We start from the raw sequence: 26,077 nt of genomic DNA on the forward strand, positions 1-26,077 counted from the left end.
AGTCTATAATTGACATAATAATCTCTTATCCCTTAATTTAATAGTAGGGCGGATGTTCACGCTTGTCCGATACCTTGTGGAAAAGGAGAAATGACGATGAGAAAATTCAACCATATGGAAGCCATGTTTTTACCAACGGATCAAGGAATGATTAAAATTTTCATTTATGGATTTCAATCCATAGGATCATGGGGACAAGTGATTGCGCAGTTAGATGATGTAACTGTTAATACTAAAGGCTATAGTCGAAGAAAGACAATTGTTCGATCACTAACACAGCTTCATCAAATGCTAGTAAAGAAAAACGATCTTTAACTAAATAGATAAAAAGGTTAACCTTAATGGGTCATTGTGAATTTCAATTAGTTGCTATGACACATTGTTTAGGTTAACCTTTTTTGTATTTAATTTAGGGAATCTTCATATGTTAGTATTCTTTGTAATGTGTAAAAGCTTTTGTTAAAACCTATTTTGGAAATGAACGTAAATTTATAATAAGGCAGTTCCCTTTATTTCATTGTCTTATTATTCTGAAATATGATACGATTATGAGTGAACATTCATTCATGTAGACGGAGGGGTTATTTTGAGAGAGAAAAGAGTAGTCATTATAACGGGTGGATCTAGTGGTATGGGCTTATATATGGCGAAGAAATTTGTTCAAGAGGGGGACAATGTTATTATTACTGGTCGTGATAAAGAGCGACTAGTAATGTCTCAAAAAGATTTATCACAGTATAAAGGTGAGGTTGATATCTTTCAAATGGATGTAAGAGAACCTGAACATTGTGCTAAAATGGTTGAATTTTCGATAGAAAGGTTTGGGCAATTAGATATTTTAGTTAATAATGCCGCAGGAAATTTTATATGTCCTGCTGAAAAGTTAACACCAAATGGGTGGAAATCAGTGATCGATATAGTGTTAAATGGGACCTTTTATTGTTCCCATGCAACCATTAACTACTGGAAAGAAAATAATATAAAAGGAAATATTATAAATATGGTGGCTACCTATGCATGGAATGCTGGTGCTGGGGTCGCACATTCCGCGGCAGCAAAAGCAGGTGTACTGTCTTTGACCCGTACCCTGGCAGTAGAGTGGGGGCATAAATACGGAATTAGAACGAACGCTATAGCGCCTGGACCAATTGAAAGAACAGGTGGGGCGGAGAAGCTTTGGGAATCAGAAGAAGCAGCTAAAAGAACGATTAATAGTGTTCCGCTAAAACGTCTTGGTACACCTGAAGAGATTGCTGAACTTGCTTATTTCTTATCATCTGATAATGCAAGCTATATTAATGGGGAATGTGTCACAATGGATGGTGGACAATGGTTAAATCAATTTCCATTTTAATATACTCGAAAGCTGGCTTCTACCGGAGTCAGTTTTTTGTTTTGGTTCTTAGTACCTACCCGACTAAAAAGACAGCTTACAAAATAAGTAATGATAATAAGTCAATTAGTATTTCATTAGTTTTTTAATAAATTCTCATTCATAAAAAAATCATTCATATGGTATAATCAAACATAATTTTGATGAAATGGGGGTTTTTTTATGGATCCATTAGATATACTTTCCAATTTACATTGTGTAACTCCTCATTTCCAACCCATTTTTAGTGCGGATGAACATCGAATTATTGGGTACGAAATTTTAGGGAGGTTTCAAAATCAATCCGAATGCTTAAGCTTAGGACCCTTTTTTCAAGATGAAGAAATTCCGGATGAATACAGATTAGAAGTAGATAATATTGTCCTGCAAAAAGCAATTGAGCACATGATAAGTAAAGGACAACAAGATAAAGTCCTTTTTATTAATCGTGATGCGAAAATTTTAACTGAAAGTAATGGAGAAGAACTAATTGAACTTTTCAAAAGCTATGTCGATAAAGGACTTCAATTGAATAAAATTGTTATAGAAATCTCAGAGAGTCATTTTACTAATGAATTAGAACGGCTTGTACATTTGCTCCTATACTATAAAACATTCGGGATTAAAATTGCTATTGATAATATGGGTGAAAAAATTGGTCAATGGAACCAATTTAGTACTTTTTCTCCCGACATATTCAAGGTTGACTTAAAGCATTTAAAAAAAGAAGTAGGAAATCAAGCATATAATGATATCCTATTTAGCTTATCGATTTTAGCTAGAAAATTAGGTGCATCTTTATTATTTGAAAATATTGAATTAGACTATCAGCTCCATTTTGCATGGAAGAATGGAGGGAGGTTTTATCAAGGCTATTATTTACATAAGCCAAGTCCAAGCTTACAGGATCCCAATATACTTAAAGAAAAATTAAAGAGTAAATGTCAGTCCTTTATTCAAATAGAGAAAAAGAATTTACAATCTGTTTACCAATTTGCTGAAAGGATCCAACAAGAATTGCAAGAGATGGTACCAAAGCTTAAAAAGCAAAATGAAGATCTTAATGCTTTTTTACGTCAGCTTGGAAATCGATTATCTTATATGTGTTTTAGGCTTTATATTTGTGATGAAAATGGTTTTCAAAAGTCACATAATCTCTTCAAACAAAACGGTGAATGGATTGATCAGCCAAAATATCTCGGGAAAAATTGGAGTTGGCGATCTTATTTTCTTGAAAATATAATTGAAATGCAAAATGAGCAACGTGGAATTTTGTCAGATTCTTATAGCGATATTGAGACAGGAGGTACCATTAGAACATTTTCTTTTCCATTAGGAAATCAGGATTATCTATTTATCGACATTTCCCACGATTATCTTTACGAGCAAGATGGTTTCCTCCTATAATCACTGAATAGTTTCCACCTCTATTGGGGAAATTATCCCTAAGGTAAGAAGTAAGGGGTGGTGAAAAGAGTGAGTACTTTTGTAATAATCCTTTCTTTTTTAGCAATTGGGATTGCTGTGTTTGCTATCGTGTATACACTCATGATTGGAAGACAGCAGAAAGTATTAAAGGGAGAGCTAGATACGGATATACCTGACCAAGTTAAAGAGCATGCATTTATAAGGAATCCAATCTTCCTTTCCTTTCTCATTGCGAGTGTATTAATACTTCTTTATATCTTGTATTGGGTGATTAACTATATATAAAAAACAGATAGAGGTTAATGAAAATGGGGGTGAGACACTACTTGAGTAAGGTCTCCTCCTTTTTTGTTGAATAATTCTTTAAAGTAATTAATAGAATCGGAAGAACTTTCCTTTAATTCCCAATAAATGCTGTGTTAGTTCTTCTTTTGAACGGGTAGAAATTGATTATATAAGAATTACAATTTTGTCAATTCATGCTGTGATTTCGCGAACGATTTTTGTACTATCGACAATTTTCCATTGCTAAAATAATGGAGTATCAAGTCCATGGGAGGAGGATCTTTTGTGAAAACACGAAAACTCTTATTTTTGACGGTGATAATTTTTTCCCTACTACTAACCGGTATCCTGCCAGCATCCGCAGAAGAACCCATAAAGTCTAAAATGGTGACACATGTACAAGAAGCATTTAATGCCCAAGTTTCCTTAAGTGAAAAACCAAGATCCTTAAGCCAAATTGACAATATTCTAGACGAATATTTTACGGAAGAGTTTCAGAAGAAATTCATAAGAGATAATGTAGTTCAAGGAGAAGGAGGATATTTTACTCTAGGTAGTGACTTTGCTCCTCATTATATCCCATTCTTCAAATATGAACAGATGGAAATGGTCCTACATGAGGAGAAGCTATATGTATTGGAGTATTTAACATATGAGGAGGGACCAGTATCGTTTGAGAATGGGTATGAGGCTGTGGTTTTTGAAAAGGAAAGAGGGGAATGGAAAATCAATGAGATTACTACGCAATTACCAGAAAAAATCCTGCAATATTTGAATGGTGAAAATGTTGATCAAAATGAACAGAAGGGAAATAGTAATAATGAGATAATGGAAGACCAGGGGAAGATGGAGGTTGAGACTGATCAACCCCCTATTACGTTAGAGTTAGAGCCTGTTAATAAGGAAGTATTTACAGTGAACACTGTCTTTCAAACCTATCTCCCACAATGGGTGAAAAATTGTCTTCGATTCCAGGAGAACTTTAATAAGCACAAAATGCAGCCAACGGACATTTTATAAAGTATTTAAAGAGAGAAAACACCCTTTAGCGGGTGTTTTTTACTCTATTAAAGAGGGAATGCTTATTTCATACTATCCTCTATTATTTCTTTAATCCTTTCAATATCTTGACCAATAAAAACCTTTCCATCAATCACTACAGTTGGTGTTGAAAACGATTGATATTTTTCAATTAATTCTTTTTTGGCTCTTGAGTCACTTTGTATGTTGAACTCCTTATAGTTAATTTTATGATGGTGAAGCAGGTTTTTAATATATAGACAAGGGGGACAATCTGGTTGAGTGTATAATAATATTTCCAAAAATATCTACTTCCTTTTTGATAAATAATCTATGATTCCCATTGAAGAAACACTAAGATCTAATTCAAGAATTTTATATATTGGATTTGAAGGGGAACGGTTCGAAAATAACGAACTTTTCCTAATCACTTCGCTAATATATCCGTGAGTCTTTTCCACCTTTTCGTTGAAATTATTCTCTTCGTAATTTGCTTTTTCTCCACATTGTAAAAATATTTTCAACCATTTTTGTACATCTGTCAAACCTTTTGAAGGGTTTTCGGTCATACCAAAATGTCCATAAAAAATTCTTGAAAGATTTTTATTACGATAAAATTGAATAGATTGATCCATATCTTCAGGACTGAATTGAGTAGGTGATGTTGAGGGTAAATAGAATTCTTCATTTAAAAGGTATGTATAGTTTATTCCCGCTGTATCTCCAGTAAACATTCCATTTGAAACCGGATCATAAATACTAAAGTGATGCTTGGCATGCCCAGGAGTATCATAAAAAGTAAGGGTGCAATCATCACTGATTATAAGTGTATCAAGATGGCCTTTTACGATTACCTTATTTTCAGGAACAGGAAGAAGTGGTTTAAACAACGAGTCAAATTTATTACCATAAACTTGCCTAGCACCTGCTTCGAGCTTAGTAGGGTCAATTAAATGCTTGGCACCTCTAGGATGAACGATTACTTTAGCGTTGGGACACTCCTTCAATAATAATCCTACACCACCACTATGGTCCAAATGAATATGCGTTACTATAATATTTTTTATTTCGTTCGGATCTATATTTAGCTTTTTCAGCCCTTTTAATAAATAGGGGATTGAGGGACTTGCAGAAGTTTCAACGATTGTGAGCTCTTTTTCACGTATGATATAACTGCCTGTACGTAATGGCATTCCCAGGTCAAACAAGTCAATCAGTTCGATTCTTTTATCCAAATGAAATTGGTTCAATTAACTCCACCTCCTCTAATTATTCTAACTAAATAAAACGAAATATTCAAAAAGTTTTAATTCCACGAATTTATGGTATCTTTATAGTGGATAGAAAAAAGGAACAGGTGTATCCTAGTATTGAGTTAATGAATGAAAGGAGAAGTTATATGTCTCAACTTCTTGGAATCATCCAACGTCTAAAGACACTACAGGATGGTACAGATCATAGTGAAACAAATCAACGCTTTTTTGAAATCAATGGGAAGAAAATCTGTCAAGTAACCTATATGCCTACTGCAGATACCTTTGAACTTGAAGTTTACAAAGATGATAAGAAGCCAAATAAATATCCATTTGACGATATCGACATGACCGCAATCGAAATATTCGACCTACTGCAAGAAAACCACGAATAGAGCTAACCACTAGCTCTATTTTTTAATTAAATTAACAGAGCAAAGCGTTAAACCAGTGGGGGACGGTTCTCGAATCGGGTAAAGCGTTAAAGCGGTGAGAGAATTGTTCTTAATTTATATAAAGAATAGGGTTTTTTTATTGATTACCAAGGGATTGTTTGTATATCGTTTAGGCTGTGTAGACATTCTATAAATGAGGTGATAGAAAATGAATCCAATTGTTAAATGTCCAAAGTGTCAAAAGGAAGAGGAGTTAAATCATGTTCTAACTGCTCAATCTAATCAAAATGTGATTTATAATTGTCCAGCTTGTCATTACAAAGTAAGAAATATTATGACAAGTAAGGGTTGAACAAATTGAAGCATATCAATCATCAAACAAATAATAATATGTTAATATTAAAGATAGCGTTCCCAAAATAAGCAATGAAGGTGTTTGATATGATTTCACTACAAAGTAAAGAGTTTTTAGAAATGAGCATTTCAGAGTTTATCATTCCTTCAGAAAAGGTCGCACATGTGCAAGTGGGTAACAATCTTGAGCACGCTCTGTTACTATTAACGAAGAGTGGATATTCATCAATTCCTGTTTTAGACTCAGAATTTCGATTAAAAGGATTAATCAGCTCTCCTATGATTACAGACTCCATTTTAGGACTAGAAAGAATTGAATTTGAACAACTAGTTGACAAGAAAGTAGAAGAAGTAATGAATACCGATATTCCTACCATTTCCTTAGAAACAAAGTTTGAAAAAGGTTTAGGGTTACTAGTTGACCATCCCTTTTTATGTGTCGTGAATGAAGACTCTAATTTTGAAGGAATATTAACTCGTCGAGAATTATTGAAGCTTTTGAACAAATATGTTCGTACATAAGTAACTCTGTTAAAGCTCCCATTTCAAACTTCGGGGGCTCATATTTTTGTTTAAAATAAGCAGTTTAACACGGCTGAGGCAGTACGGAAGATAGAAAGAAGGGGAAGTATGGGATATGCAAATGGGGAGATAAAAGGTTCTACAGGATCTGTTAAAAAAACAAAGCGACCTTTTGTGTTAGCAGCAGTCATGCTTGCAATGTTTATGGGAGCGATTGAGGCAACTATTATTTCAACGGCAATGCCATCGATAGTAGGGGATTTAGGAGGGTTTTCATTATATAGCTGGGTATTTTCAGCTTATCTTTTAATGAACGCGGTCACCGTTTTAATCTACGGAAAGCTCTCTGATTTATTTGGAAGAAAGCCAGTCATCACCTTCGGAATCATTTTATTTTTATTCGGTTCGCTCCTTTGTGGTTTTTCTCAGTCAATGGTTCAATTGATTATTTTTCGTCTCATTCAAGGCTTAGGTGCAGGGGCTGTATTACCGATGGCTACAACAATCGTTGGGGATATTTATACTAAGGAAGAAAGGGCAAAGATTCAAGGATACCTATCTAGTGTTTGGGGAATATCTGCTATAAGTGGTCCTGCCATCGGGGGGATACTTGTAGAACTTGTCAGCTGGAGATATGTTTTTTGGATTAATATTCCTCTTGGGATTTTGGCGATAGCCGGGTTATGGCTCTATTTACATGAAAATGTTGAAAAGACAAAGCCAGACATTGATTACAAAGGTGCATTACTATTAACCATTTCTATTTCATCTCTAATGTTTATACTTGTAGAGGGAGGAGTTCATATCCCATGGAGCTCATTACCGGCAATGGGAATCATCGCTATTTCAATTCTTTTTTTCTATCTTTTTGTAAGGCAGGAGAAAAAAGCAAATGATCCGATGATGCCTTTTGACATTTGGAAAGTACGCTCCATTCTTGTTGCAAATGGTGTCTCACTTACTACAGGAATTATGTTAATAGGGATCTCAAGTTTTCTTCCCGCATTTGTACAAGGAGTAATGGAAAGAAGTGCTACTGTAGCTGGCTTTACTTTAACGGCGATGTCAATAGGGTGGCCCATTGCCTCGACAGTTGCAGGGAGCTTATTATTGAAAATTGGATATTACAAAACATGCTTTATCGGCGGGCTTTCCTTAATACTGGGGAGCATTTTCTTTGTTACAATGTCTCCTGCTTCAGGACCGATTTGGGCTGCATCTGGCTCATTTTTTATCGGAATTGGAATGGGGTTAACTTCCACTTCATTTATTGTCTCTATTCAAAGCACAGTGTCTTGGAAGCAAAGAGGGATTGCGACAGCTGCAAATATGTTCATGAGAAACCTTGGCAGTACGATAGGAGCAGCACTTTTAGGTGGAGTATTAAATAGCCGTATCCAAACATACCTTCAAAATCATGGTTCTGAAAATGCTAACTTGGATGTCGTGAATATGCTTTTAGACGAGTCGAAGAGAAGTGAATTAAATTCAACGCTAAAAGAAGTATTACAAGAAGGTTTAACAATCTCACTTCAATGGGTTTATGCGGTCGTATTAATTGTTGCCATTATTAGTTTTATTATGATTTGGTTTATGCCAAGAAAAGAATAGTTCGTGTGCTGTCCGAAATGGAGTCAGGTACCCAATTTTTTTCTGTCGTTTGATGTTGCAGTTCCTGATAAACATTTTGGTATAGCCACTTTTTTTGATTAGAATAGGGAATAAATTAATTGAATGATCAATAGCATTGTGATGATATTTAATAATAGCTTGGCATTCTTTGCCGATATTTTATCTGTAAATCGAACAGCCATTTGTGCACCAATCAACCCCCCTAAAGCAAAAGGAATTCCGACTTTCCAATCAAAGTAATCATTTGAGAAATACATAATAAATGCCCCTGTACACGAAAGGAACGTTTGAAATCGAGTGAAGGCTACTGCTTTAATATACTGAAAACCTTTATTTAGATATAAATACATGAGTAATGTTGCCTGACCAGGACCAAACACTCCATCATAAACAGCGATGCTAAACAATAAGGGAGAGAGTCTTTGCTTATTTTTACTTTCTTTCTCGTTCTTAGATGGCTTCTTCCATAGACTTAATAATAGAGCGAATAGTAATAAGAGAATTGCAATGATTTCCATTACTTTAGGAGAAATGTAGCTTGCGATTAATCCCCCTGTAATGCCACCAGTAATAGCAATGGGTATTATATTGCGGGCTTCATTCCACTCCACTTTTTTCATTTTTAATAGATAGTAAAAGCTTGAAAATGAACTTATCATATTCGAGAATTTTGCTGTTGCAATGGCTGTATGCACTGGCAAACCTACAATAAGCATTATGGGCATACCGATTAAACCTCCACTTCCCGCAAATGTCCCGATGAATGCAACGAACAAACCTGTCATAAACATCAATATCATCATTCGGTTCTCACCCCTGATTTCAGTGTAATTGTCCAACAGTGATAATGAAATTACAAAAAATTTTATATATAATATAAGAAAAACTTATCAAAAGGGATGATCAGATGGCATTTACCGAATATCGATTACTAACCGTGCTTGCTCAAGAAATGAATATGAGAAAAGCGGCGGAAAGATTATTTGTCTCACAGCCAGCATTATCACAAAGGCTTCAAAATATTGAAAAGGATTGGGGTACAAAGATATTTATTCGTTCACAAAAAGGCTTATCTTTAACACCAGCTGGAGAATTAATCGTTGATTTTGCAAAGGAAATATTAGAAAAAGAGGACATGGTGAGGGAAGAAATTGATGCATTACAAACCAAAGTTCATGGAACCTTGAAAATCGCTTGTGCATCCATTGTTGGACAAAACTGGTTACCTCAAGTATTGAAAAAATTTGTGGATCGCTATCCACACGCTAAAATATCACTTATCACAGGTTGGAGCAGCGAAATTCTTGAAGCCATTTATGAAGATACCGTGCATATTGGAATTATTAGAGGTACTCCAGATTGGAAAGGCCCGAAACATCATTTGTTTCATGATAAGTTGTATTTAGTCGATCGCGAAATTCAAGATATTAAGCAAGTAATGGAAACAGATCGTCCATTTATTCAATTTAAGAGTGATTCGAATTACTATCAAGAAATTCAGGATTGGTGGCATCGGCAATTTCAAACAACGCCTAAGAGAACAATCGTTGTAGATCAAATCGAAACCTGTAAGCAGATGACATTTAATGGGATAGGTTATGCCATTCTTCCAGCTATCACCCTGAATGGTTCTGATGAAGGTTTATTTAAAATCCCTTTAATGGATGAAAATCAATCAACAATCGCAAGAGATACATGGTTATTAGGGTATGATTCTGCATTTGAACTTAGGCAGGTGAAAGCATTTGTAGAAGTAATTGAAGAATTCTTGGAAACAAATTCATCACATATTTCATAATCATTTCCCTTGTCTCTCTTCCTTTAATTTGTTAAAGTGATTATAATTATTCTGAATATATACATAGCTTTGGAGGGTTTTATAATGAAAATGATGGATGCAAATGAAATTATCTCGTTTATTCAAAATAGTACAAAGTCTACACCTGTTAAGGTTTATGTGAAAGGTGATTTGAAGAAGATTGATTTTGGTTCTTCTTCTCAAACATTTATTGGTGAAGATTCTGGAGTAGTATTTGGGGAATGGTCTGAACTTTCAACGATTCTTGAAGAAAACAAAACGATCATTGATGATTATGTGGTTGAAAATGATCGTCGAAATTCCGCAATTCCACTACTAGATTTAAAAAATATAAAAGCACGTATTGAGCCTGGTGCGATCATTCGTGATCAAGTTATAATTGGCGATAATGCAGTTATTATGATGGGTGCCTCAATAAATATAGGCTCTGTGGTTGGAGAAGGAACGATGATTGATATGAATGTTGTTCTTGGAGGGCGTGCTACAGTAGGGAAGAATTGCCATATTGGTGCAGGTGCCGTTTTAGCAGGTGTTATTGAGCCACCTTCAGCTAAGCCAGTGGTTGTAGAAGATGATGTAGTAGTCGGTGCGAATGCTGTAATCTTAGAGGGAGTAACTGTCGGTAAAGGCGCAGTAGTTGCTGCAGGTGCAATAGTAGTTGAAGATGTACCTCCATATACAGTGGTTGCAGGTACTCCAGCAAAAGTGATTAAAGAAATCGACGAAAAAACAAAATCAAAAACCGAAATCAAACAAGAACTGCGTCAGCTATAATAATGGACTTGACCCTCTTCAAAGGGTCAGTCTTTTTTTTAATAAGAATGGGTTTTCTGTTTACATAAGAAATTTCGAATATTCCGTTACCCGACTGATTTTCAAAAAGGATGATCGGTTGAAGGAAAGGGGTTTTTTTGAAAAAGCTTATTCCACCTAAAACACTACTCTTTATAAAAATAGAGATCATCTATCTTGTAATTGCTGTGAGTGAGTACTGTAAATTTATATAAATAAAGGCTGTTTTCAAAAAGAATGTTGTTTTTTAAAGAACATAATCTTTGTTAAAAGGTTGGTTTTCGCTGCAGGTGAGACCTAAGCAGGAGCAAGGCGACGAAGAGGCTCAACGTCCGCCCCGCGGAAAGCGAGATCCTTCCGCTCCAACCAACTAACTCCTTTTTACATAACAACAATTTATGAAAACAACCTAACTAAATAAAGTGAGGGAATAAAAATGGAACAGTTAAGTCCGTTTGTATCGATTAGAAGGCAACTTCACCGAATACCAGAACTAGGGTTTCAAGAATTTAAAACACAACAATTTTTACTTCAATATATCGAATCACTATCAATAGACAGGATAGAAATAAAGAAGTGGAGGACAGGGTTATTTGTAAAGCTTAAAGGTACGAATCCTACTAAAATTATAGGATACAGGGCAGACATCGATGGTCTTCCGATCACAGAAGAAACAGGGCTCTCATTCCCTTCAGAACATCCTGGGCAAATGCATGCTTGTGGTCATGATTTTCATATGAGTATCGCTTTAGGAATCTTAACTTATTTCAGCCAAAACCCAATAAAGGATGATTTATTATTTCTTTTTCAGCCTGCTGAAGAAGGACCTGGTGGGGCAAAGCCGATGCTTGAAAGTAATAGTATGAAAATGTGGAAGCCGGACATTATGATGGGCCTTCACATTGCACCTGAGTATAAAGTGGGGCAAATCGCAACAAAAGAGGGTTTATTATTTGCAAATACATCTGAACTAACCATTGATTTAAAAGGAAAAGGAGGTCATGCTGCCTACCCACACCAGACAAAGGATATGGTGGTTGCAGCTTCCATGTTGGTTACTCAGCTTCAGACAATAATTTCACGCAATATTAATCCATTGGAGAGTGCCGTTATAACGATCGGTAAAATTACAGGTGGAACCGTACAAAATATTATTGCAGAAAAGGCTAGGCTAGAAGGAACAATTCGAACGCTTTCAGTAGCAGAGATGGAGAGCGTCAAGAACAGAATTGAAGCTCTTGTTGAAGGTTTAAAAATTGGTTTTGAGTGTGAAGCAACGATTGATTATGGAAGTATGTATCATCAAGTCTTTAATGATGAACAATCAACAAGGCGATTTATCGACTTTCTGGAAAAACAAACTGATATAGAATACATTCGATGCCAAGAAGCAATGACAGGTGAGGATTTTGGTTATCTGCTAGAAGAGATTCCTGGATTTATGTTTTGGCTAGGTGTGGATTCGGAATATGGGCTGCATCATGCAAAGCTTGATCCAAATGAAGAGGCTATTGACTTAGCGATTACTACTATGACGAAATATATTCAAACCCTTTAGATAAAAGTAAAATTGACATGGTTATGAGGTTTCCTTGAGGACCTGGTGTTAGCATAGATAATCTTTTTTAAAAATGGTTTTTATCGTAAACATTGTTGATATTTGAAAAGGAGTTAGTTGGTTAGAGAGAAACGTTGCTCGCTTTCAGCTCCAACCAACCTTTATACAAAAGTATATGTTCCTAATAATCTTTTAGAAAAGCCTAATAAAAGAGGAGGAGGCAATTTGGCCTACTCCTCTTTAAACTAATTTGATGTAGAGTGTTCTTTCATTTCGACATTAACTTGATGTGGGTATGGGATTTCAATTCCATTAGCATCAAAAGCCTCTTTGAAAGCTTTGCGGAGTTTTCGCTCGACGCCCCATTGCTCCATATTTTTTGTCTTAGCTATAACTCTAAGAACAACATCTGAAGATCCTAATGTTTGTACACCTAATACATTTGGTCCTTCTACTATATTATCATCCCCACTGGCAATTTGATCACAAGTCTCTTGAAGTACTGTAATGGCTTGGTCAATATTGTCGTTATAGGATATACCGATATCAACAATCGCTTGCATATTTCCTCTTGTGTGATTACTGATACTTGTAATTTCTCTGTTTGGAACATAATGAAGTGTGCCATCGAACCCCCTAATTTGAGTCGTTCTAAGACCTACTTGTTCAACTATACCTGAAAAACTTCCCGTCGTAACATAATCACCAACATCGATTTGTTTTTCTAATAGAATAAAAAAGCCTGTAACAACGTCGCTCACTAAACCTTGTGCCCCAAATCCTACAGCAAGACCAACAATTCCTGCTCCTGCAATAATAGCTGTTACATCGATTGTAAGAATTTGAAGGACAGTGACTACAAATACAAAAATAAGTATATAACCAAGAATGTTCTTTGTAAGATGTTGTAGTGTTTGGGCTCTTCCGACGGATACATTCTCTTTCTGCTCATATTTTGTAAATGCTTTTTCGATGATTCGATTTCCTAATGCTCTTACAATCAGAAAAACTATGTATATAGCAAGAATTTTGAGGGCGCCAAGTCCAACCTTGATCATAAGGGCTCCCCATTCAAATTCAGCCAATCGCTCCCCGATAGCATTAAAACCTAATAAAAATTGCAAAATTTCTCATCCTTTCTAAAAAACCATATTTCCAAACACCATGCATGTCCCTTTTTAGTATACACACATTTTTTTAGTGAATGTCAAAGAGCATTTTATTTTATTCCACAAATTTTTAATGTTAAACTTTTAATGTGGAATAATAAAAAGTATATCACATTTTTTTGTTTAACCCTGTCAAAATAGGGAAAACCATATAGTGGGTTAAGGTAGAGTGATTATAATGATTTTCAGTTTAAATTTATTATAAATTAGAGTTGACTTAGACCCTTACTTTTAATATAATAACAATTGTTGAAAAGAAAGTAATTGAGAATTTATTAATTGCTTTCTCATTTATAATAATCTTTGGAGGGATTTATTCATGGCAGAACGCATGGTAGGTAAACAAGCTCCACGTTTCGAAATGGACGCAGTAATGGCTAACAAGGAATTTGGTAAAGTAAGTCTAGAAGAAAACATGAAAAACGGAAAATGGACAGTATTGTTTTTCTATCCTATGGACTTCACTTTCGTATGCCCAACAGAGATTACTGCAATGTCAGATCGTTACGATGAATTCGAAGATCTAGATGCAGAAGTAATTGGTGTATCAACAGACACTATTCATACACACTTAGCTTGGATCAATACAGATCGTAAAGAGAATGGTCTTGGTGAATTACGTTATCCACTTGCTGCTGATACAAACCACGTTGTATCTCGCGACTATGGAGTTCTAATTGAAGACGAAGGTGTAGCTCTTCGTGGACTTTACATCGTAAACCCAGAAGGTGAGTTACAGTACCAAACAGTTTTTCATAACAACATTGGTCGTGACGTTGATGAAACACTTCGTGTACTTCAAGCACTTCAAACTGGTGGTCTTTGCCCGGCAAACTGGAAACCAGGACAAGCAACTCTTTAATAAACTAATTAAGAAAAGTCCTAACGGTTTGTTAGGACTTTTCTTTTATCCTGATGGCCTTGCGACAAGTCTTCGATTTTAAGTGAAGTAAATATTAATATAGTTTTTTAGGTTTATTTTAAAAATGATTGTACAATATACATATATGATAAAGGAGGAAAATAATCATGAAATTGCGAACACCAATGCCTGAATTAAACGGGGCTACTGAATGGTTAAATGGAGAAGTAAAGAAAGAAGATTTAATCGGAGAAAAGCCGACCCTTATTCATTTCTGGTCTATTAGTTGCCATCTTTGTAAAGAGGCTATGCCACAAGTAAATGAATTTAGAGACCAATACAAAGATAAGTTAAATGTTGTAGCTGTTCATATGCCAAGATCAGAAGATGATTTAAATATAGATGAAATCAAGAGGGTTGCAGCTGAACATGACATTACCCAACCAACCTTTGTAGATAGCGAGCACAAACTAACAGATGCCTTCGAAAATCAATATGTTCCAGCTTATTATGTATTTGATAAGGATGGACAGTTAAGACACTTCCAAGCAGGCGGAAGTGGAATGAAAATGCTTGAAAAACGAGTAAACCGAGTTTTAGATGAAATGGAAAAGAATCAATAATTTCATAAAAAGGGATGAAATGAGATCAGTCAAAAGTCTGATCTCATTTTTTTGTGTTCGATTAATATGTATATAAAGGTGCTAGATTTTTTTATTTTGAAAGAATTCATAAAAATGTGAAAAAAAGGCTGGAAAAATATTTCGAAACCCGATATATTTAATAGTACGTTATTTTTTGCATCAAGGGGAGGGAGAAAAAAATAATGGAAACATTTAAGAAATTAAAGGCATTTTATTGGCCTTACAAAAAGTTTTTCTTTACATCATTGATTTTTTTATTACTTGTGACAGCGATTACCGTGGTCTATCCTATGATTCTTCAGCTCACGATTGATGAAGTTGTTTTAAAAGGGAAGTATGACTGGATTCCATATCTGGCAGTGGGATTTGTTCTAGTAATGGTTATAAAGGGGGGAGCCACATTTATTCAGCAATATACGGGTGACCTTTTTGGGATTACATCTGTCTATCGCTTAAGAAATGAATTGTATGAAAAATTGCAGTATCTGCCTTTTCGTTATTATGATAATGCGAAAACAGGGGATCTCATGTCACGATTAACAGCAGATGTTGAAGCTTTTCGTTTTTTCCTATCATTCGGATTTTCTGAGCTTTTACGCTTCTTCTTATTAATCTCCATAAGCTTTGGAGTCATGCTTTATTATTCCGTTTCGCTTACCTTTGTAACGCTTGTATCATTACCATTTCTCGCTATTGTCGTTTATAAATTCGATAAAGCTGTTCATCCAGCGTTCCGTGGAATACGTAAATCCTTTGGGAAGCTAAATACTAATGTGCAAGAAAATATTAGTGGAATAAATACAGTTAAATCTTTATCCCGAGAAGATTTTCAAATCTCGAAGTTTAATAGTTCAAATGGGGATTATAAAGATAAATATTTATTTACTTCTGATATTTGGGCGAAGTACTTCCCATTAATGGAGTTTCTCGGTAATGTTAGTGTGGTTACACTCCTTGCATATGGTGGATATCTAGTAATGAATGGGAGTCTACAGCCTGGTGAGCTTGTAGCTTTTTACAGCCTTGTTTGGTACATCATATGGCCAATTATGAATTTAGGTTTTACGATTAATTTATTTTCACAATCGAAGGCATCTGGTGAACGACTACTTGAAATTCTTGATGCTGATGAAGAAATTAAGAATGCTAAAGATTCTCTTGAAGTGACACGTTTAAACGGTGAGGTAGAATTTAATCATGTTACGTTAAAATATACTGAAGATGATGCTGAAGCACTCGAGGATATATCGTTTAAAGTAGAATCAGGTAAAGTAGTTGGGTTAATCGGTGCTACTGGATCTGGTAAAACAAGTATTACTCAATTAATTACACGCTTTTATGAACCAACATCAGGAGAGGTATTAATTGACGGGAAAGATGTCCAACAATACTCTATAAAATCACTAAGGAAAAATATCGGATTTGTTCTGCAAGAATCGTTCCTTTTTTCATCTACGATTAAGGCGAATATATCCTATGGACGACCTGAAGCGACAATGGATGAAATTATAGATTCAGCTAAGAGAGCCCAGGCACATGAGTTCATTATGGAACTTCCTGATGGATATGATACAAGATTAGGAGAGAGAGGATTAGGGCTTTCTGGTGGCCAGAAGCAAAGGATTGCGATTGCAAGAGCGATTTGTACTGATCCAAGTATCTTAATCCTAGATGATGCAACCAGCGCTGTTGATATGGAAACTGAATTTCGTATTCAAAAAGCATTTAGAGAAGTGATGGCAGATCGAACAACATTTATTATTGCCCATCGTATATCTTCCTTAAAACATGCTGATGAAATTCTTGTATTAGAAGAAGGGAAAATTGTTGAGCGAGGCGTCCATGAAACATTGCTCAGAAATAATGGGCCTTATCAACGAATCTACGATATACAATATAAAGACCAGAAAAAAATACTCCAAACTCAGGAAGGGTAGGTGAGCCATTGTGAAAAAAGATAAAGTAAGTCCCAATGCGCTTAAGCGGTTTCATTATTCGCAGGATCAAATCATCGATAAACCGTTTAACTGGGAACAGCTTTGGAGGTTACTAACCTATTTAAAACCATATTCAAAGAATTTATTACCTCTTTCGATTCTGATGGTTCTCATCACCACGGGTGTCCGCTTAGTTATCCCGATATTAATAGGGGTTTATACACTTGATAAAGCCATTATAGAAAGAGATGCAAGTCTACTAACGATTTTAGTGGGAATTATAGCTGGATTATATATTCTGAGTTACGTATCCAATGTACTACGAATTAGATGGATGAATCAACTCGGTCAAGGAGTTATTTATGATTTAAGAAAGCATTTATTTTCTCATGTTCAAATGCTTTCCCATCGGTTCTTTGACCAGCGCTCAGCTGGGTCGATTCTTGTTCGGATAATGAATGATATAAATTCATTACAAGAGCTTTTTACAAACGGTGTTATTAATCTCCTGATGGATATGCTAATGCTTGTAGGTATTATCTTGATACTGTCAACATTAAGTCCTGAATTAACATTAGCTGTATTGGTCATATTGCCTTTAATGTTCTTTATTTCTACTAGTCTAAGAAAAAAAATTAGACGTTCATGGCAAAGTGTACGAATAAAACAATCAAAGCTCAACTCTCATTTAAATGAAAGCATTCAAGGAATCCGAGTCACTCAATCCTTCACACAAGAAAAAGAAAATATGGCTTTCTTCGATGGGGTGAATACAGAGAACTATGATAGTTGGAAAACTGCAACAAAGAAGAATGCAATGTTCAGACCTCTTGTGGAATTAACAAATGCTGTCGGTACAGCCGTACTTATTTGGTATGGTGCATACCTAATTCAAGGTGGTTCATTGCAACTTGGAGAATTTGTATCCTTTGCATTTTATTTAGGAATGTTCTGGGAGCCAATTTCAAGGCTGGGAATGGTGTATAACCAGTTATTAATGGGGATGGCGTCTTCTGAAAGGATATTTGAATTTCTAGATGAGAAACCAATTGTACATGAAAAAGCAGGGGCGAAGGATTTAACAGATATTAAAGGGGACATTGTATTTGACTCTGTAGAATTTTCATATGATGAAAAGAGAAAAGCTTTAGATAAGATCAGCTTGGAAATGAAAGCAGGAGAAACGGTGGCATTGGTTGGCCACACAGGCTCAGGTAAAACAACTATTGCTAACCTAATCACTCGTTTCTATGACCCTACTGCAGGAAAAGTAATGATTGATGGAATAGACTTAAAAGATGTTACATTAACGAGTTTACGGAATCAAATTAGCATTGTCTTACAAGATACATTTATCTTCTCCGGCACAATTAAAGAGAACATTCGATTCGGTCGTCCAGATGCTAATGATGAGGAAGTAAAGGAAGCTGCAAAAGCCATTGGAGCACATCGATTTATTGAAAAGCTACCAAATGGATATGAAACTGAAGTAGAAGAACGAGGGAATATCCTTTCTGTAGGGGAAAGACAACTCCTATCGTTTGCAAGAGCACTGCTTGCAAATCCAAGTATTATTATCATGGATGAAGCAACTGCATCAATTGATACCGAAACAGAAGTTCAAATTCAATTAGCATTGAAGAAGCTATTAAATGGTAGAACTGCGATTATCATTGCACATAGGCTTTCGACTATTCGAGAATCAGATAATATTTTTGTTTTAGATCACGGAAAAATCATTGAATCTGGAAATCATGATCAACTCATGGATCTACAAGGTGAATACTTCCACCTTGTAAAAGCTCAATTCAAAATGCTAGAAGTAATCTAGAAGGGTTGTTATTAGCCCGTACGCCGAATACAAGATCAATAGCAAAGCAAAAAGTCATAAAACTGACACCAGTTTTATGGCTTTTCTTCATAGAGATTTTTCGGGTGGTGCCAGGCACGACCCGGATTTTGTCGAATGAGTAAATTTGTGAATAATGTCACAAAATATACATGTTCAATATATCACAATCTATTTAATTGGTTTTATAATAGCTAATAAGTGATAATAAATAAATAGAATGATATTTAGGGGGGTTGTAAAATGGAACTGGATAGCGTCATGTTAAGTAGAATGTTGACGGCTACTACCCTGGCATTTCATATTATCTTTGCAACGATCGGTGTTGGTGTACCGGTTATGATTGCTATTGCTGAATTCGTTGGAATTAAACGAAATGATCCCCATTATCTTCTCCTCGCAAGAAGATGGGCGAGAGGATTTACGATCACAGTTGCAGTAGGAGTCGTAACGGGTACTGCCATTGGTCTCCAGCTATCAATGTTGTGGCCAAGCTTTATGCAAGTTGCAGGTCAAGTCATTGCCCTACCATTATTTTTAGAGACGTTCGCCTTTTTCTTTGAAGCTATTTTTCTTGGAATATATTTATATACTTGGGATCGTTTCAAAAACAAATGGCTTCATTGGATATTAACGATACCTATTATGATTGGATCATCTGCATCGGCATTGTTTATTACAACCGTAAATGCTTTTATGAATACACCACAAGGATTCGACCTACAAGATGGAAAAGCAGTTAATATTGATCCTATCGCAGCGATGGTAAACCCTGCTACACCAACTAAGGTTTTCCATGTAGTAGTTACTTGTTATTTAACAGCAGCACTAATACTAGCAGCCATTACCGCATTTCATATTCTTAAGAAGAAAAGTGGAGCCTATCATAGGAAAGCTCTACGACTTACGATGGTCTCTGCTCTAATTTTCGGTATTGGTACAGCTGTTGCCGGTGATCTATCTGCAAAATTTTTAGCAGAATATCAACCTGAAAAATTAGCGGCAGCTGAATGGCATTTTGAAACTGAAACTAATGCAGATCTTATTTTATTTGGAACATTAAATGAAAACAATGAAGTAACAAACGAAATTAGATTACCCGGATTTTTAAGCTTTTTAGCTGGAAGCTCGTTTGATACTGAAGTGATAGGGTTAAATGAGTTCCCAGAAGATGAACAACCACCATTATGGGTTCATTATATGTTTGATCTTATGGTAACGATTGGGATATATAGTTTGTTTATCTCTGCATTATTTATTCTGTTCTGGCTATGGAAAAAGTGCAATGAATGGAATAAGCTTCTGTTGTGGGGGATTGTTGCTAGTGGTCCATTATCGATGCTCGCCATTGAGTTTGGGTGGATCTTTGCCGAAGTAGGAAGGCAGCCATGGATTTTACGAGGGTACATGAAAGTAGGGGAAGCCGCAACTAAAGCGGATGGAGTAGGTTTAACCTTCATCTTATTTGTGCTGCTTTATATCATTCTAGGGACATTATGTGTGATTGTGTTAATAAAAATGTTTAAAAATAAACCTGCTGAAGTAGAGTTAGATCAAAGGTTTCAAATCGATGATCTTCATAAATAAGGAAAGTAATAAAATGGGAAAACAAGCTTCGTAAGAGTGTTCCTAACAATGGTGCAAAAACAATAAGGAGTTAATATTGTACCATGAGTACTCTTAAGCTTATTTTTTGTAAAAGGAGGAGTAATGTTGAGCATTGAGGTTATAGGAATAACCGTTCTTTGGTTATTTTTGTATGGTTATCTAATTGTTGCATCCATTGATTTTGGAGCCGGCTTTTTTGCCTTTTACGCTAAAATCACCAAAAAAGACCATATCATGAATGATTTGATAAGCCGCTACCTATCTCCTGTTTGGGAAGTTACCAACGTTTTTTTCGTCTTTTTCTTTGTTGGATTAGTTGGATTTTTCCCTGATACCGCCTATTACTATGGCACGGCTTTATTAATTCCTGGTAGTATCGCCTTAATTTTATTAGCCATTCGTGGGTCATTTTATGCTTTTGGAAATTATGGCTCAAAAGATAACATTTTTTATCTCTTTTTGTATGGTGCAACAGGATTGTTAATTCCTGCATCACTATCAACTGCTTTAACGATTTCTGAAGGCGGATTTCTGTTAGAAGTAGATGATAAGGTAATCTTTTTAGCCGGGGAATTATTGACAAGTCCATATTCTTGGAGTGTGGTCGTCTTATCAATTGTTTCAGTATTATTTATTAGTGCATCCTTCTTAACGTATTATGCCGATAGAGCTGGAGACATTGATGCAAGAGAAATATTACGGAAATTTGCTCTATTTTGGAGCCCCCCGACGATTTTAGCAAGCTTACTCGTTTTTGTAGGTTTAAGAGAACATAATCCTGGACATTTTCAAAATGCTTTAGATATTTGGTGGATGTTTGGATTATCACTTCTATTTTTCTTAATGGCTTCCTATTTAATCTATATAAGAAAGAGCTTAGGAACAGCATTTATCCTTGTGATGCTACAATTTTTCTTTGCCTTTTTCGGATATGGCGCCTCACATTTACCATATATTCTAAAACCTTTTATAACCATTCAAAGTGGTGTAACGAACCCGACGATGGGGACGGCCCTAGTGATTGCGTTTATTGCAGGATTATTCCTTTTAATTCCTTCATTGTTTCTCCTTATGAAATTGTTCTTATTTGATGCGGATTATATAAAAGGTAATAAATGAACGTTTACGCCTCATTTATGGGTGTTTTTTATAACAATTTATTTGTATAACTAGGCTTTTGTGCTGGGTACAAAAGACTAAAAAGGAATTCGTCAAAAAGCCAGGTATGTATTTGACATCCAGGTTTCAGCATCACTAGAGTCACAAACCGAATTGATACTATAATATAAATGATGATTATGCTAAAATATGGGGAATGAAGCACTCAGAATTTGGAGGAAGATGATTGTGAAAAAAGAGTTTGTTGTCGTTGGACTTGGCCGTTTTGGTGGCAGTATCGTCCGTTCCTTATCAGAGCAGGGTTTAGAAGTGATGGCCATTGATCAAGATGAAGAAAAAGTCAATGAATTTTCTTCGATTGCATCCCATGCAGTAGTAGCTGATTCAACAGATGAATCAGTACTAAAAAGTTTAGGGATTCGAAATTTTGATCATGTCATTGTCGCTATTGGTGAGGACATTCAATCTAGTATTTTAACTACATTAATGCTCAAAGAAATTGGGGTTAAAAACATAACTGTAAAGGCTCAAAATGATTATCATGAGAAAGTATTAAGAAAAATCGGTGCAGATCAGGTTGTACATCCTGAGAGGGACATGGGAAAGCGTATTGCAAATAATATTATCTCTAATAATGTTCTGGATTATCTAGAACTTTCAGATGAGCATTCAATCGTTGAAATAGTAGCGAATGAACGTCTTGACGGAAATTCTTTAATAGATCTCGATATACGTGCAAAATATGGGCTTAATATTGTGGCTATTAAGAGGGACAAAGATATCATTGTTTCTCCACAGGCAGATGAAAGCGTTCTAAAAGGGGATATTTTGATTGTTATTGGTGCGGATTCTGACATTTCAAGATTTGAAAAGAAAGTCATGTTTTAACTAATAACCTATAGGCGCCATGATGAAAGGATCAAAAAACCGATTACGCCCTGTGTTAACGTCTTTCTGACCCACTAGTAAGACACTCCGTAAACTAAATTTATCTTAAAAAAAGGTTGGCCAATTGGCCAACCTTTTTTTAATTATACTTCCATGATAATAGGAAGGATCATCGGACGACGCTTTGTCTTTTCGTATAAGTATGGAGCAAGCGTATCAGTAATTTCATTCTTAATTTCAGACCATTGAGAGGTTCTGCGTTCTAATACTTTGTTTAAATGCTTAGAAATTAGGTTTTGTGCTTCATTAATTAAATCACCGGATTCCCTCATATATACAAATCCACGAGAGATCAAATCTGGACCTGATGCGATTTTGAAATCCTTCATATTAATACTAACAACTACAATAACCAATCCTTCTTCTGAAAGGATTCTACGATCACGTAGGACTATGTTTCCAATATCTCCAATACCGCTTCCATCAATATAAACGGAACCAGAAGGAATCTTCCCTGCTATTTGTGCTGAGTCATTAGTTAAAGCCAAGACCTCACCGTTATCCATGATAAAACAGTTATCAGGTTCAACCCCACAATCAACACCAAGTTGAGCGTGCATCTTTTGCATACGGAATTCGCCATGTATTGGCATAAAGAATTTTGGTTTCATTAAGCGAAGCATTAACTTTTGTTCTTCCTGACTACCATGTCCTGAAGTGTGAATATCATTTAATGAACCGTGAATTACCTCTGCACCGGCCCGGAACAACAGGTTAATCGTACGATTCACACTGATTGTATTTCCAGGAATCGGAGAAGAAGAGAAGACAACTGTGTCTCCAGGCTGGATCTGGATTTGTCTGTGGGTGCCACCAGCGATCCTTGAAAGTGCCGCCATTGGTTCTCCTTGACTTCCTGTACATAGAATAACCACTTCATTCGAAGGTAAACGATTAATTTGATGATGGTCAATGAACGTGTCCTTTGGAGCTTGAATGTAACCAAGTTCTTGTCCGATTCTGATCGCAGCCTCCATGCTACGTCCAAAGACAGCTACTTTTCGATTCGTTAATACCGCTGATTCTACTACTTGTTGTAGACGGTGAATGTTTGAAGCAAAAGTAGCAAAGATAATACGGCCATCAACTTTTCGGAAAATGTCATTGATACTATCTCCAACACGTCGTTCTGACATTGTAAAGTTTGGTACTTCACTATTTGTACTGTCTGATAGTAAGCAGAGGACCCCTTCCTTCCCAATTTCAGCCATTTTCGTAAGGTTAGCTGGTTCGCCAACAGGGGTGAAATCAAACTTGAAATCTCCTGTATGAACAATATTACCAGGAGGTGTTTTAACCACAATTCCATAAGAATCCGGGATACTGTGAGTTGTTCTAAAGAAGGTGACAGATGTCTTTCTAAATTTAATGATATCATCTTCACCAATTGTATTTAATTTTGTCGTTCTTAGAAGACCGTGCTCTTCTAATTTGTTTTTAATAAGACCAATTGCTAACTTACCTGCGTAAATGGGAATATTAAGCTCACGTAGTAGGTATGGAATTCCTCCTATATGGTCTTCATGACCGTGAGTAACGAATAATCCCTTAATTTTATCAACATTTTTCGCAAGATAAGTATAGTCAGGGATTACGTAATCAATTCCTAGAAGTTCATCTTCTGGAAACTTAATCCCCGCATCAATTAAAATAATCTCATCTTGAAATTGTACGCCATATGTGTTTTTTCCGATTTCACCCAAACCGCCAAGGGCGAAAACTGCTGTTTGATCGTTTTTAACAAATTTCATATCGTATTAATTCTCCACTTTGTAGTTTTCAGATTGTTGTTCATACTCTAAATGAGAGTCGTCCAACTTTTGGACAAATTCAATATTATACGGTTCTTCTTTTAGCTTTAGGCGTACTTCACGTTCTGATTCTGCTTCAACATATAAAGCTTTAGTACTTTCGCGCACGGGTACTTCTAGTTTACTTTCTTGGTAGTACACTTTGTAAATCATTTTTCTCTCTCCTTATCCGTTTTCAAAAAAATGTAACTTTTCTATATTTTAAAAAGTTATTAACAAATTCACTTACTTTCATAACACCATTATGTGTGTTGTTATGTATTATTATATCCAATTTTTTATGTAAAACTTGGATGATCAACTCTATTATATAATGGTTTAAAACTAAAATAAAGAATAGCCCTCCGGCTTTGAGGGCTCCATTACTTAAGCAATTGTTTTTTTTCTGAGTAAATCCTTCCATTGTTTTAAAAGCTTCTTTCGTAGCTTTTTTAACATACGGATCACTCCTTACTTAGTAGTTTACCTAGATTTGCCGTTAAAGTAAAGCGTCCTTACAACACTTACCTCTTTATTTACGGTTAGTATATGGAGTTTTTAAAAGATTTTACATGGTTATGTCTGGTAAAAAAACTTTTCTCTCTTCTTGATTGACTTTTATTTAACGAAGGTTTACCGTTAAAATCGTATTTTATAAGATATCCTAGTAAAGGAGTTTTAGTTTTGTCGAAAATCGTTTTTTTTGATATAGATGGTACCCTTTTAGATGATGATAAAAAACTTCCACAAGCAACAAAAGAAGCTATTCAAACATTACAAGCAAATGGGACATATGTTGCCATCGCCACAGGTAGAGCGCCATTTATGTACGAAGAATTAAGAAAAGAACTAGGAATAGATTCTTATGTATCCTTTAATGGACAATATGTCGTATTTGAAAATAAAGTGATTTATAAAAATCCTCTTAACAACGTTGTATTAAAAGAGTTGCTTAATGATAGCGAAAGAAGAGATCATCCCGTTGTTTTCTTGAATCAAAACACAATGAAATCTACTGTAAAACATCATCCGTTTATTAAAGAAAGTATGGAAAGTCTAAAATTTCCACATCCTGATTATCAGCCTGACTTTTATAGTGATAAAGAAATTTATCAATCCCTGCTGTTTTGTAGACAGGAAGAAGAAGATTATTATCGTGAAAATTATCGTGATTTCTCTTTTATTAGATGGCATGAATATTCAATGGATATTCTTCCCCGTGGTGGATCCAAGGCAGAAGGTATCAAAAAAATGATAGCTGAGTTAGGATTTAAATTAGAGGATGTATATGCTTTTGGAGATGGTTTAAATGATATCGAAATGATAGAAGCCGTTGGAACAGGAGTTGCCATGGGAAATGCTGTTGAGGAAGTAAAAAAACATGCTTCTCTTGTAACAAAGCATGTTGACGATAATGGAATTTATTTTGGATTGAAAAAATTAAAATTAATTTGATTTGCAGTGAGGGTGGCTCTTTTTAAGGAGTCACTCTTTTTATTTTTACGAGAGGTAAATATTATACAGATTCTTCTTTTGTTTGAGGCGTTTCCGCATTTCTAAGTGTCCAGCTCGAGCGCCAGGCCCTCGAGCCTAAAGCCAAGTCCCATAGAAAGGGAAAAGGCACCCTTTTTATGAGACTCGGCTTATGCTTGTCGAAGGCCCACAGGATGTGTGTCAGAAAGGTGTTGCCACAGGACGCGGCGGGTTTTAGCTATTCTCCT

Annotated in this window: 25 protein-coding genes; 19 read left to right on the top strand and 6 right to left on the bottom strand. The window is 35.6% G+C overall.

Features of this window, described 5'->3' with window-relative positions; translation table 11 throughout:
* The first annotated feature begins 96 nt into the window (after positions 1-96).
* The 5 genes from JOC86_RS15565 (at position 97) to JOC86_RS15585 (ending at position 4,105) form a co-directional block, all read left to right on the top strand.
* Positions 97-315: a hypothetical protein gene (locus tag JOC86_RS15565; RefSeq protein WP_205173834.1), complete on the top strand. Its 219-nt coding sequence runs from the start codon at positions 97-99 to the stop codon at positions 313-315.
* A gap of 271 nt (positions 316-586) precedes the next feature.
* Positions 587-1,354 carry a 2,4-dienoyl-CoA reductase gene (gene fadH, locus JOC86_RS15570; protein ID WP_205173835.1) on the top strand — a complete coding sequence of 256 codons (768 nt, stop codon included), beginning with the start codon at positions 587-589 and terminating at the stop codon, positions 1,352-1,354.
* A gap of 201 nt (positions 1,355-1,555) precedes the next feature.
* A complete protein-coding gene (locus JOC86_RS15575) occupies positions 1,556-2,779 on the top strand; it encodes an EAL domain-containing protein (protein ID WP_205173836.1) in 1,224 nt (407 codons plus the stop codon).
* A 69-nt stretch (positions 2,780-2,848) separates the two neighbouring features.
* Positions 2,849-3,085: a hypothetical protein gene (locus tag JOC86_RS15580; protein ID WP_205173837.1), complete on the top strand. Its 237-nt coding sequence runs from the start codon at positions 2,849-2,851 to the stop codon at positions 3,083-3,085.
* A gap of 285 nt (positions 3,086-3,370) precedes the next feature.
* A complete protein-coding gene (locus JOC86_RS15585; protein WP_205173838.1) occupies positions 3,371-4,105 on the top strand; it encodes a DUF3993 domain-containing protein in 735 nt (244 codons plus the stop codon).
* A 62-nt stretch (positions 4,106-4,167) separates the two neighbouring features.
* Here the strand turns inward: JOC86_RS15585 and JOC86_RS15590 are convergent, their stop codons facing one another.
* Together JOC86_RS15590 and JOC86_RS15595 are read right to left on the bottom strand one after the other, a co-directional pair.
* On the bottom strand, positions 4,168-4,407 hold the full coding sequence (locus JOC86_RS15590) for a glutaredoxin domain-containing protein (RefSeq protein WP_205173839.1): 240 nt from the start codon (positions 4,405-4,407) through the stop codon (positions 4,168-4,170).
* A gap of 6 nt (positions 4,408-4,413) precedes the next feature.
* The gene (locus tag JOC86_RS15595; RefSeq protein ID WP_239587637.1) at positions 4,414-5,355 is read right to left on the bottom strand and encodes an MBL fold metallo-hydrolase; all 942 of its coding nucleotides are present in this window, start codon (positions 5,353-5,355) and stop codon (positions 4,414-4,416) included.
* A gap of 149 nt (positions 5,356-5,504) precedes the next feature.
* Between JOC86_RS15595 and JOC86_RS15600 the strand changes: the two genes are divergently transcribed.
* The 3 genes from JOC86_RS15600 to JOC86_RS15610 all read left to right on the top strand — a co-directional run bounded on the left by JOC86_RS15600 (position 5,505) and on the right by JOC86_RS15610 (position 8,240).
* Positions 5,505-5,753, top strand: a complete 249-nt coding sequence (locus tag JOC86_RS15600) for a YkuJ family protein (protein ID WP_205173840.1) — start codon at positions 5,505-5,507, stop codon at positions 5,751-5,753.
* 441 nt (positions 5,754-6,194) lie between these two features.
* The gene (gene cbpB, locus JOC86_RS15605) at positions 6,195-6,629 is read left to right on the top strand and encodes a cyclic-di-AMP-binding protein CbpB (protein ID WP_205174248.1); all 435 of its coding nucleotides are present in this window, start codon (positions 6,195-6,197) and stop codon (positions 6,627-6,629) included.
* 108 nt (positions 6,630-6,737) lie between these two features.
* On the top strand, positions 6,738-8,240 hold the full coding sequence (locus JOC86_RS15610; RefSeq protein WP_205173841.1) for an MDR family MFS transporter: 1,503 nt from the start codon (positions 6,738-6,740) through the stop codon (positions 8,238-8,240).
* Positions 8,241-8,338: 98 nt separating this feature from the next.
* Here the strand turns inward: JOC86_RS15610 and JOC86_RS15615 are convergent, their stop codons facing one another.
* Complete coding sequence (locus JOC86_RS15615; RefSeq protein WP_205173842.1) at positions 8,339-9,064, bottom strand: sulfite exporter TauE/SafE family protein; 726 nt, start codon at positions 9,062-9,064, stop codon at positions 8,339-8,341.
* Positions 9,065-9,168: 104 nt separating this feature from the next.
* On the opposite strand from JOC86_RS15615, the gene JOC86_RS15620 reads away from it, so the two are divergent.
* The 3 genes from JOC86_RS15620 to JOC86_RS15630 all read left to right on the top strand — a co-directional run bounded on the left by JOC86_RS15620 (position 9,169) and on the right by JOC86_RS15630 (position 12,430).
* On the top strand, positions 9,169-10,059 hold the full coding sequence (locus tag JOC86_RS15620; RefSeq protein ID WP_205173843.1) for a LysR family transcriptional regulator: 891 nt from the start codon (positions 9,169-9,171) through the stop codon (positions 10,057-10,059).
* Between the two features lie 84 nt (positions 10,060-10,143).
* A complete protein-coding gene (gene dapD / locus JOC86_RS15625) occupies positions 10,144-10,854 on the top strand; it encodes a 2,3,4,5-tetrahydropyridine-2,6-dicarboxylate N-acetyltransferase (RefSeq protein WP_205173844.1) in 711 nt (236 codons plus the stop codon).
* 454 nt (positions 10,855-11,308) lie between these two features.
* A complete protein-coding gene (locus JOC86_RS15630) occupies positions 11,309-12,430 on the top strand; it encodes an N-acetyldiaminopimelate deacetylase (protein ID WP_205173845.1) in 1,122 nt (373 codons plus the stop codon).
* Positions 12,431-12,675: 245 nt separating this feature from the next.
* Here JOC86_RS15630 and JOC86_RS15635 read toward each other — a convergent pair whose 3' ends face one another.
* Positions 12,676-13,488: a mechanosensitive ion channel family protein gene (locus JOC86_RS15635; RefSeq protein WP_205174249.1), complete on the bottom strand. Its 813-nt coding sequence runs from the start codon at positions 13,486-13,488 to the stop codon at positions 12,676-12,678.
* A 430-nt stretch (positions 13,489-13,918) separates the two neighbouring features.
* Between JOC86_RS15635 and JOC86_RS15640 the strand changes: the two genes are divergently transcribed.
* The 7 genes from JOC86_RS15640 (at position 13,919) to JOC86_RS15670 (ending at position 22,506) form a co-directional block, all read left to right on the top strand.
* The gene (locus JOC86_RS15640; RefSeq protein WP_205173846.1) at positions 13,919-14,461 is read left to right on the top strand and encodes a peroxiredoxin; all 543 of its coding nucleotides are present in this window, start codon (positions 13,919-13,921) and stop codon (positions 14,459-14,461) included.
* Positions 14,462-14,628: 167 nt separating this feature from the next.
* On the top strand, positions 14,629-15,084 hold the full coding sequence (locus JOC86_RS15645) for a TlpA family protein disulfide reductase (protein ID WP_205173847.1): 456 nt from the start codon (positions 14,629-14,631) through the stop codon (positions 15,082-15,084).
* Positions 15,085-15,287: 203 nt separating this feature from the next.
* The gene (locus JOC86_RS15650) at positions 15,288-17,042 is read left to right on the top strand and encodes an ABC transporter ATP-binding protein (RefSeq protein ID WP_205173848.1); all 1,755 of its coding nucleotides are present in this window, start codon (positions 15,288-15,290) and stop codon (positions 17,040-17,042) included.
* Positions 17,043-17,052: 10 nt separating this feature from the next.
* Positions 17,053-18,873, top strand: coding sequence for an ABC transporter transmembrane domain-containing protein (locus tag JOC86_RS15655; protein WP_205173849.1), 1,821 nt, complete (start codon positions 17,053-17,055; stop codon positions 18,871-18,873).
* Between the two features lie 261 nt (positions 18,874-19,134).
* The gene (locus JOC86_RS15660; protein WP_205173850.1) at positions 19,135-20,478 is read left to right on the top strand and encodes a cytochrome ubiquinol oxidase subunit I; all 1,344 of its coding nucleotides are present in this window, start codon (positions 19,135-19,137) and stop codon (positions 20,476-20,478) included.
* A 126-nt stretch (positions 20,479-20,604) separates the two neighbouring features.
* Positions 20,605-21,618 (top strand): cytochrome d ubiquinol oxidase subunit II, encoded by a 1,014-nt coding sequence (locus tag JOC86_RS15665; protein ID WP_205173851.1) that lies wholly within the window; start codon positions 20,605-20,607, stop codon positions 21,616-21,618.
* Between the two features lie 222 nt (positions 21,619-21,840).
* Positions 21,841-22,506, top strand: a complete 666-nt coding sequence (locus JOC86_RS15670) for a potassium channel family protein (RefSeq protein ID WP_239587667.1) — start codon at positions 21,841-21,843, stop codon at positions 22,504-22,506.
* A 143-nt stretch (positions 22,507-22,649) separates the two neighbouring features.
* On the opposite strand, the gene rnjA is transcribed toward JOC86_RS15670, so the two are convergent.
* Both rnjA and JOC86_RS15680 read right to left on the bottom strand, forming a co-directional pair.
* Complete coding sequence (gene rnjA, locus JOC86_RS15675) at positions 22,650-24,317, bottom strand: ribonuclease J1 (protein ID WP_205173853.1); 1,668 nt, start codon at positions 24,315-24,317, stop codon at positions 22,650-22,652.
* Positions 24,318-24,323: 6 nt separating this feature from the next.
* A complete protein-coding gene (locus JOC86_RS15680; RefSeq protein ID WP_205173854.1) occupies positions 24,324-24,530 on the bottom strand; it encodes a DNA-dependent RNA polymerase subunit epsilon in 207 nt (68 codons plus the stop codon).
* 510 nt (positions 24,531-25,040) lie between these two features.
* Between JOC86_RS15680 and JOC86_RS15685 the strand changes: the two genes are divergently transcribed.
* Positions 25,041-25,811: a Cof-type HAD-IIB family hydrolase gene (locus JOC86_RS15685; protein WP_205173855.1), complete on the top strand. Its 771-nt coding sequence runs from the start codon at positions 25,041-25,043 to the stop codon at positions 25,809-25,811.
* Positions 25,812-26,077 lie beyond the last annotated feature (266 nt).

The sequence above is a fragment of the Rossellomorea pakistanensis genome, assembly GCF_016908495.1.
In the GTDB taxonomy this organism is placed as follows: domain Bacteria; phylum Bacillota; class Bacilli; order Bacillales; family Bacillaceae_B; genus Rossellomorea; species Rossellomorea pakistanensis.

Coding starts and splice junctions, on each gene's coding strand:
- JOC86_RS15615 (WP_205173842.1), bottom strand. CDS start 9,064: ATGATGATATTGATGTTTATGACAGGTTTGTTCGTTGCATTCATCGGG.
- JOC86_RS15640 (WP_205173846.1), top strand. CDS start 13,919: ATGGCAGAACGCATGGTAGGTAAACAAGCTCCACGTTTCGAAATGGAC.
- dapD (WP_205173844.1), top strand. CDS start 10,144: ATGAAAATGATGGATGCAAATGAAATTATCTCGTTTATTCAAAATAGT.
- JOC86_RS15650 (WP_205173848.1), top strand. CDS start 15,288: ATGGAAACATTTAAGAAATTAAAGGCATTTTATTGGCCTTACAAAAAG.
- JOC86_RS15620 (WP_205173843.1), top strand. CDS start 9,169: ATGGCATTTACCGAATATCGATTACTAACCGTGCTTGCTCAAGAAATG.
- JOC86_RS15660 (WP_205173850.1), top strand. CDS start 19,135: ATGGAACTGGATAGCGTCATGTTAAGTAGAATGTTGACGGCTACTACC.
- JOC86_RS15630 (WP_205173845.1), top strand. CDS start 11,309: ATGGAACAGTTAAGTCCGTTTGTATCGATTAGAAGGCAACTTCACCGA.
- JOC86_RS15575 (WP_205173836.1), top strand. CDS start 1,556: ATGGATCCATTAGATATACTTTCCAATTTACATTGTGTAACTCCTCAT.
- JOC86_RS15645 (WP_205173847.1), top strand. CDS start 14,629: ATGAAATTGCGAACACCAATGCCTGAATTAAACGGGGCTACTGAATGG.
- JOC86_RS15680 (WP_205173854.1), bottom strand. CDS start 24,530: ATGATTTACAAAGTGTACTACCAAGAAAGTAAACTAGAAGTACCCGTG.
- rnjA (WP_205173853.1), bottom strand. CDS start 24,317: ATGAAATTTGTTAAAAACGATCAAACAGCAGTTTTCGCCCTTGGCGGT.
- JOC86_RS15565 (WP_205173834.1), top strand. CDS start 97: ATGAGAAAATTCAACCATATGGAAGCCATGTTTTTACCAACGGATCAA.
- JOC86_RS15600 (WP_205173840.1), top strand. CDS start 5,505: ATGTCTCAACTTCTTGGAATCATCCAACGTCTAAAGACACTACAGGAT.
- JOC86_RS15670 (WP_239587667.1), top strand. CDS start 21,841: ATGATTGTGAAAAAAGAGTTTGTTGTCGTTGGACTTGGCCGTTTTGGT.
- cbpB (WP_205174248.1), top strand. CDS start 6,195: ATGATTTCACTACAAAGTAAAGAGTTTTTAGAAATGAGCATTTCAGAG.
- JOC86_RS15610 (WP_205173841.1), top strand. CDS start 6,738: ATGGGATATGCAAATGGGGAGATAAAAGGTTCTACAGGATCTGTTAAA.
- JOC86_RS15635 (WP_205174249.1), bottom strand. CDS start 13,488: ATGATCAAGGTTGGACTTGGCGCCCTCAAAATTCTTGCTATATACATA.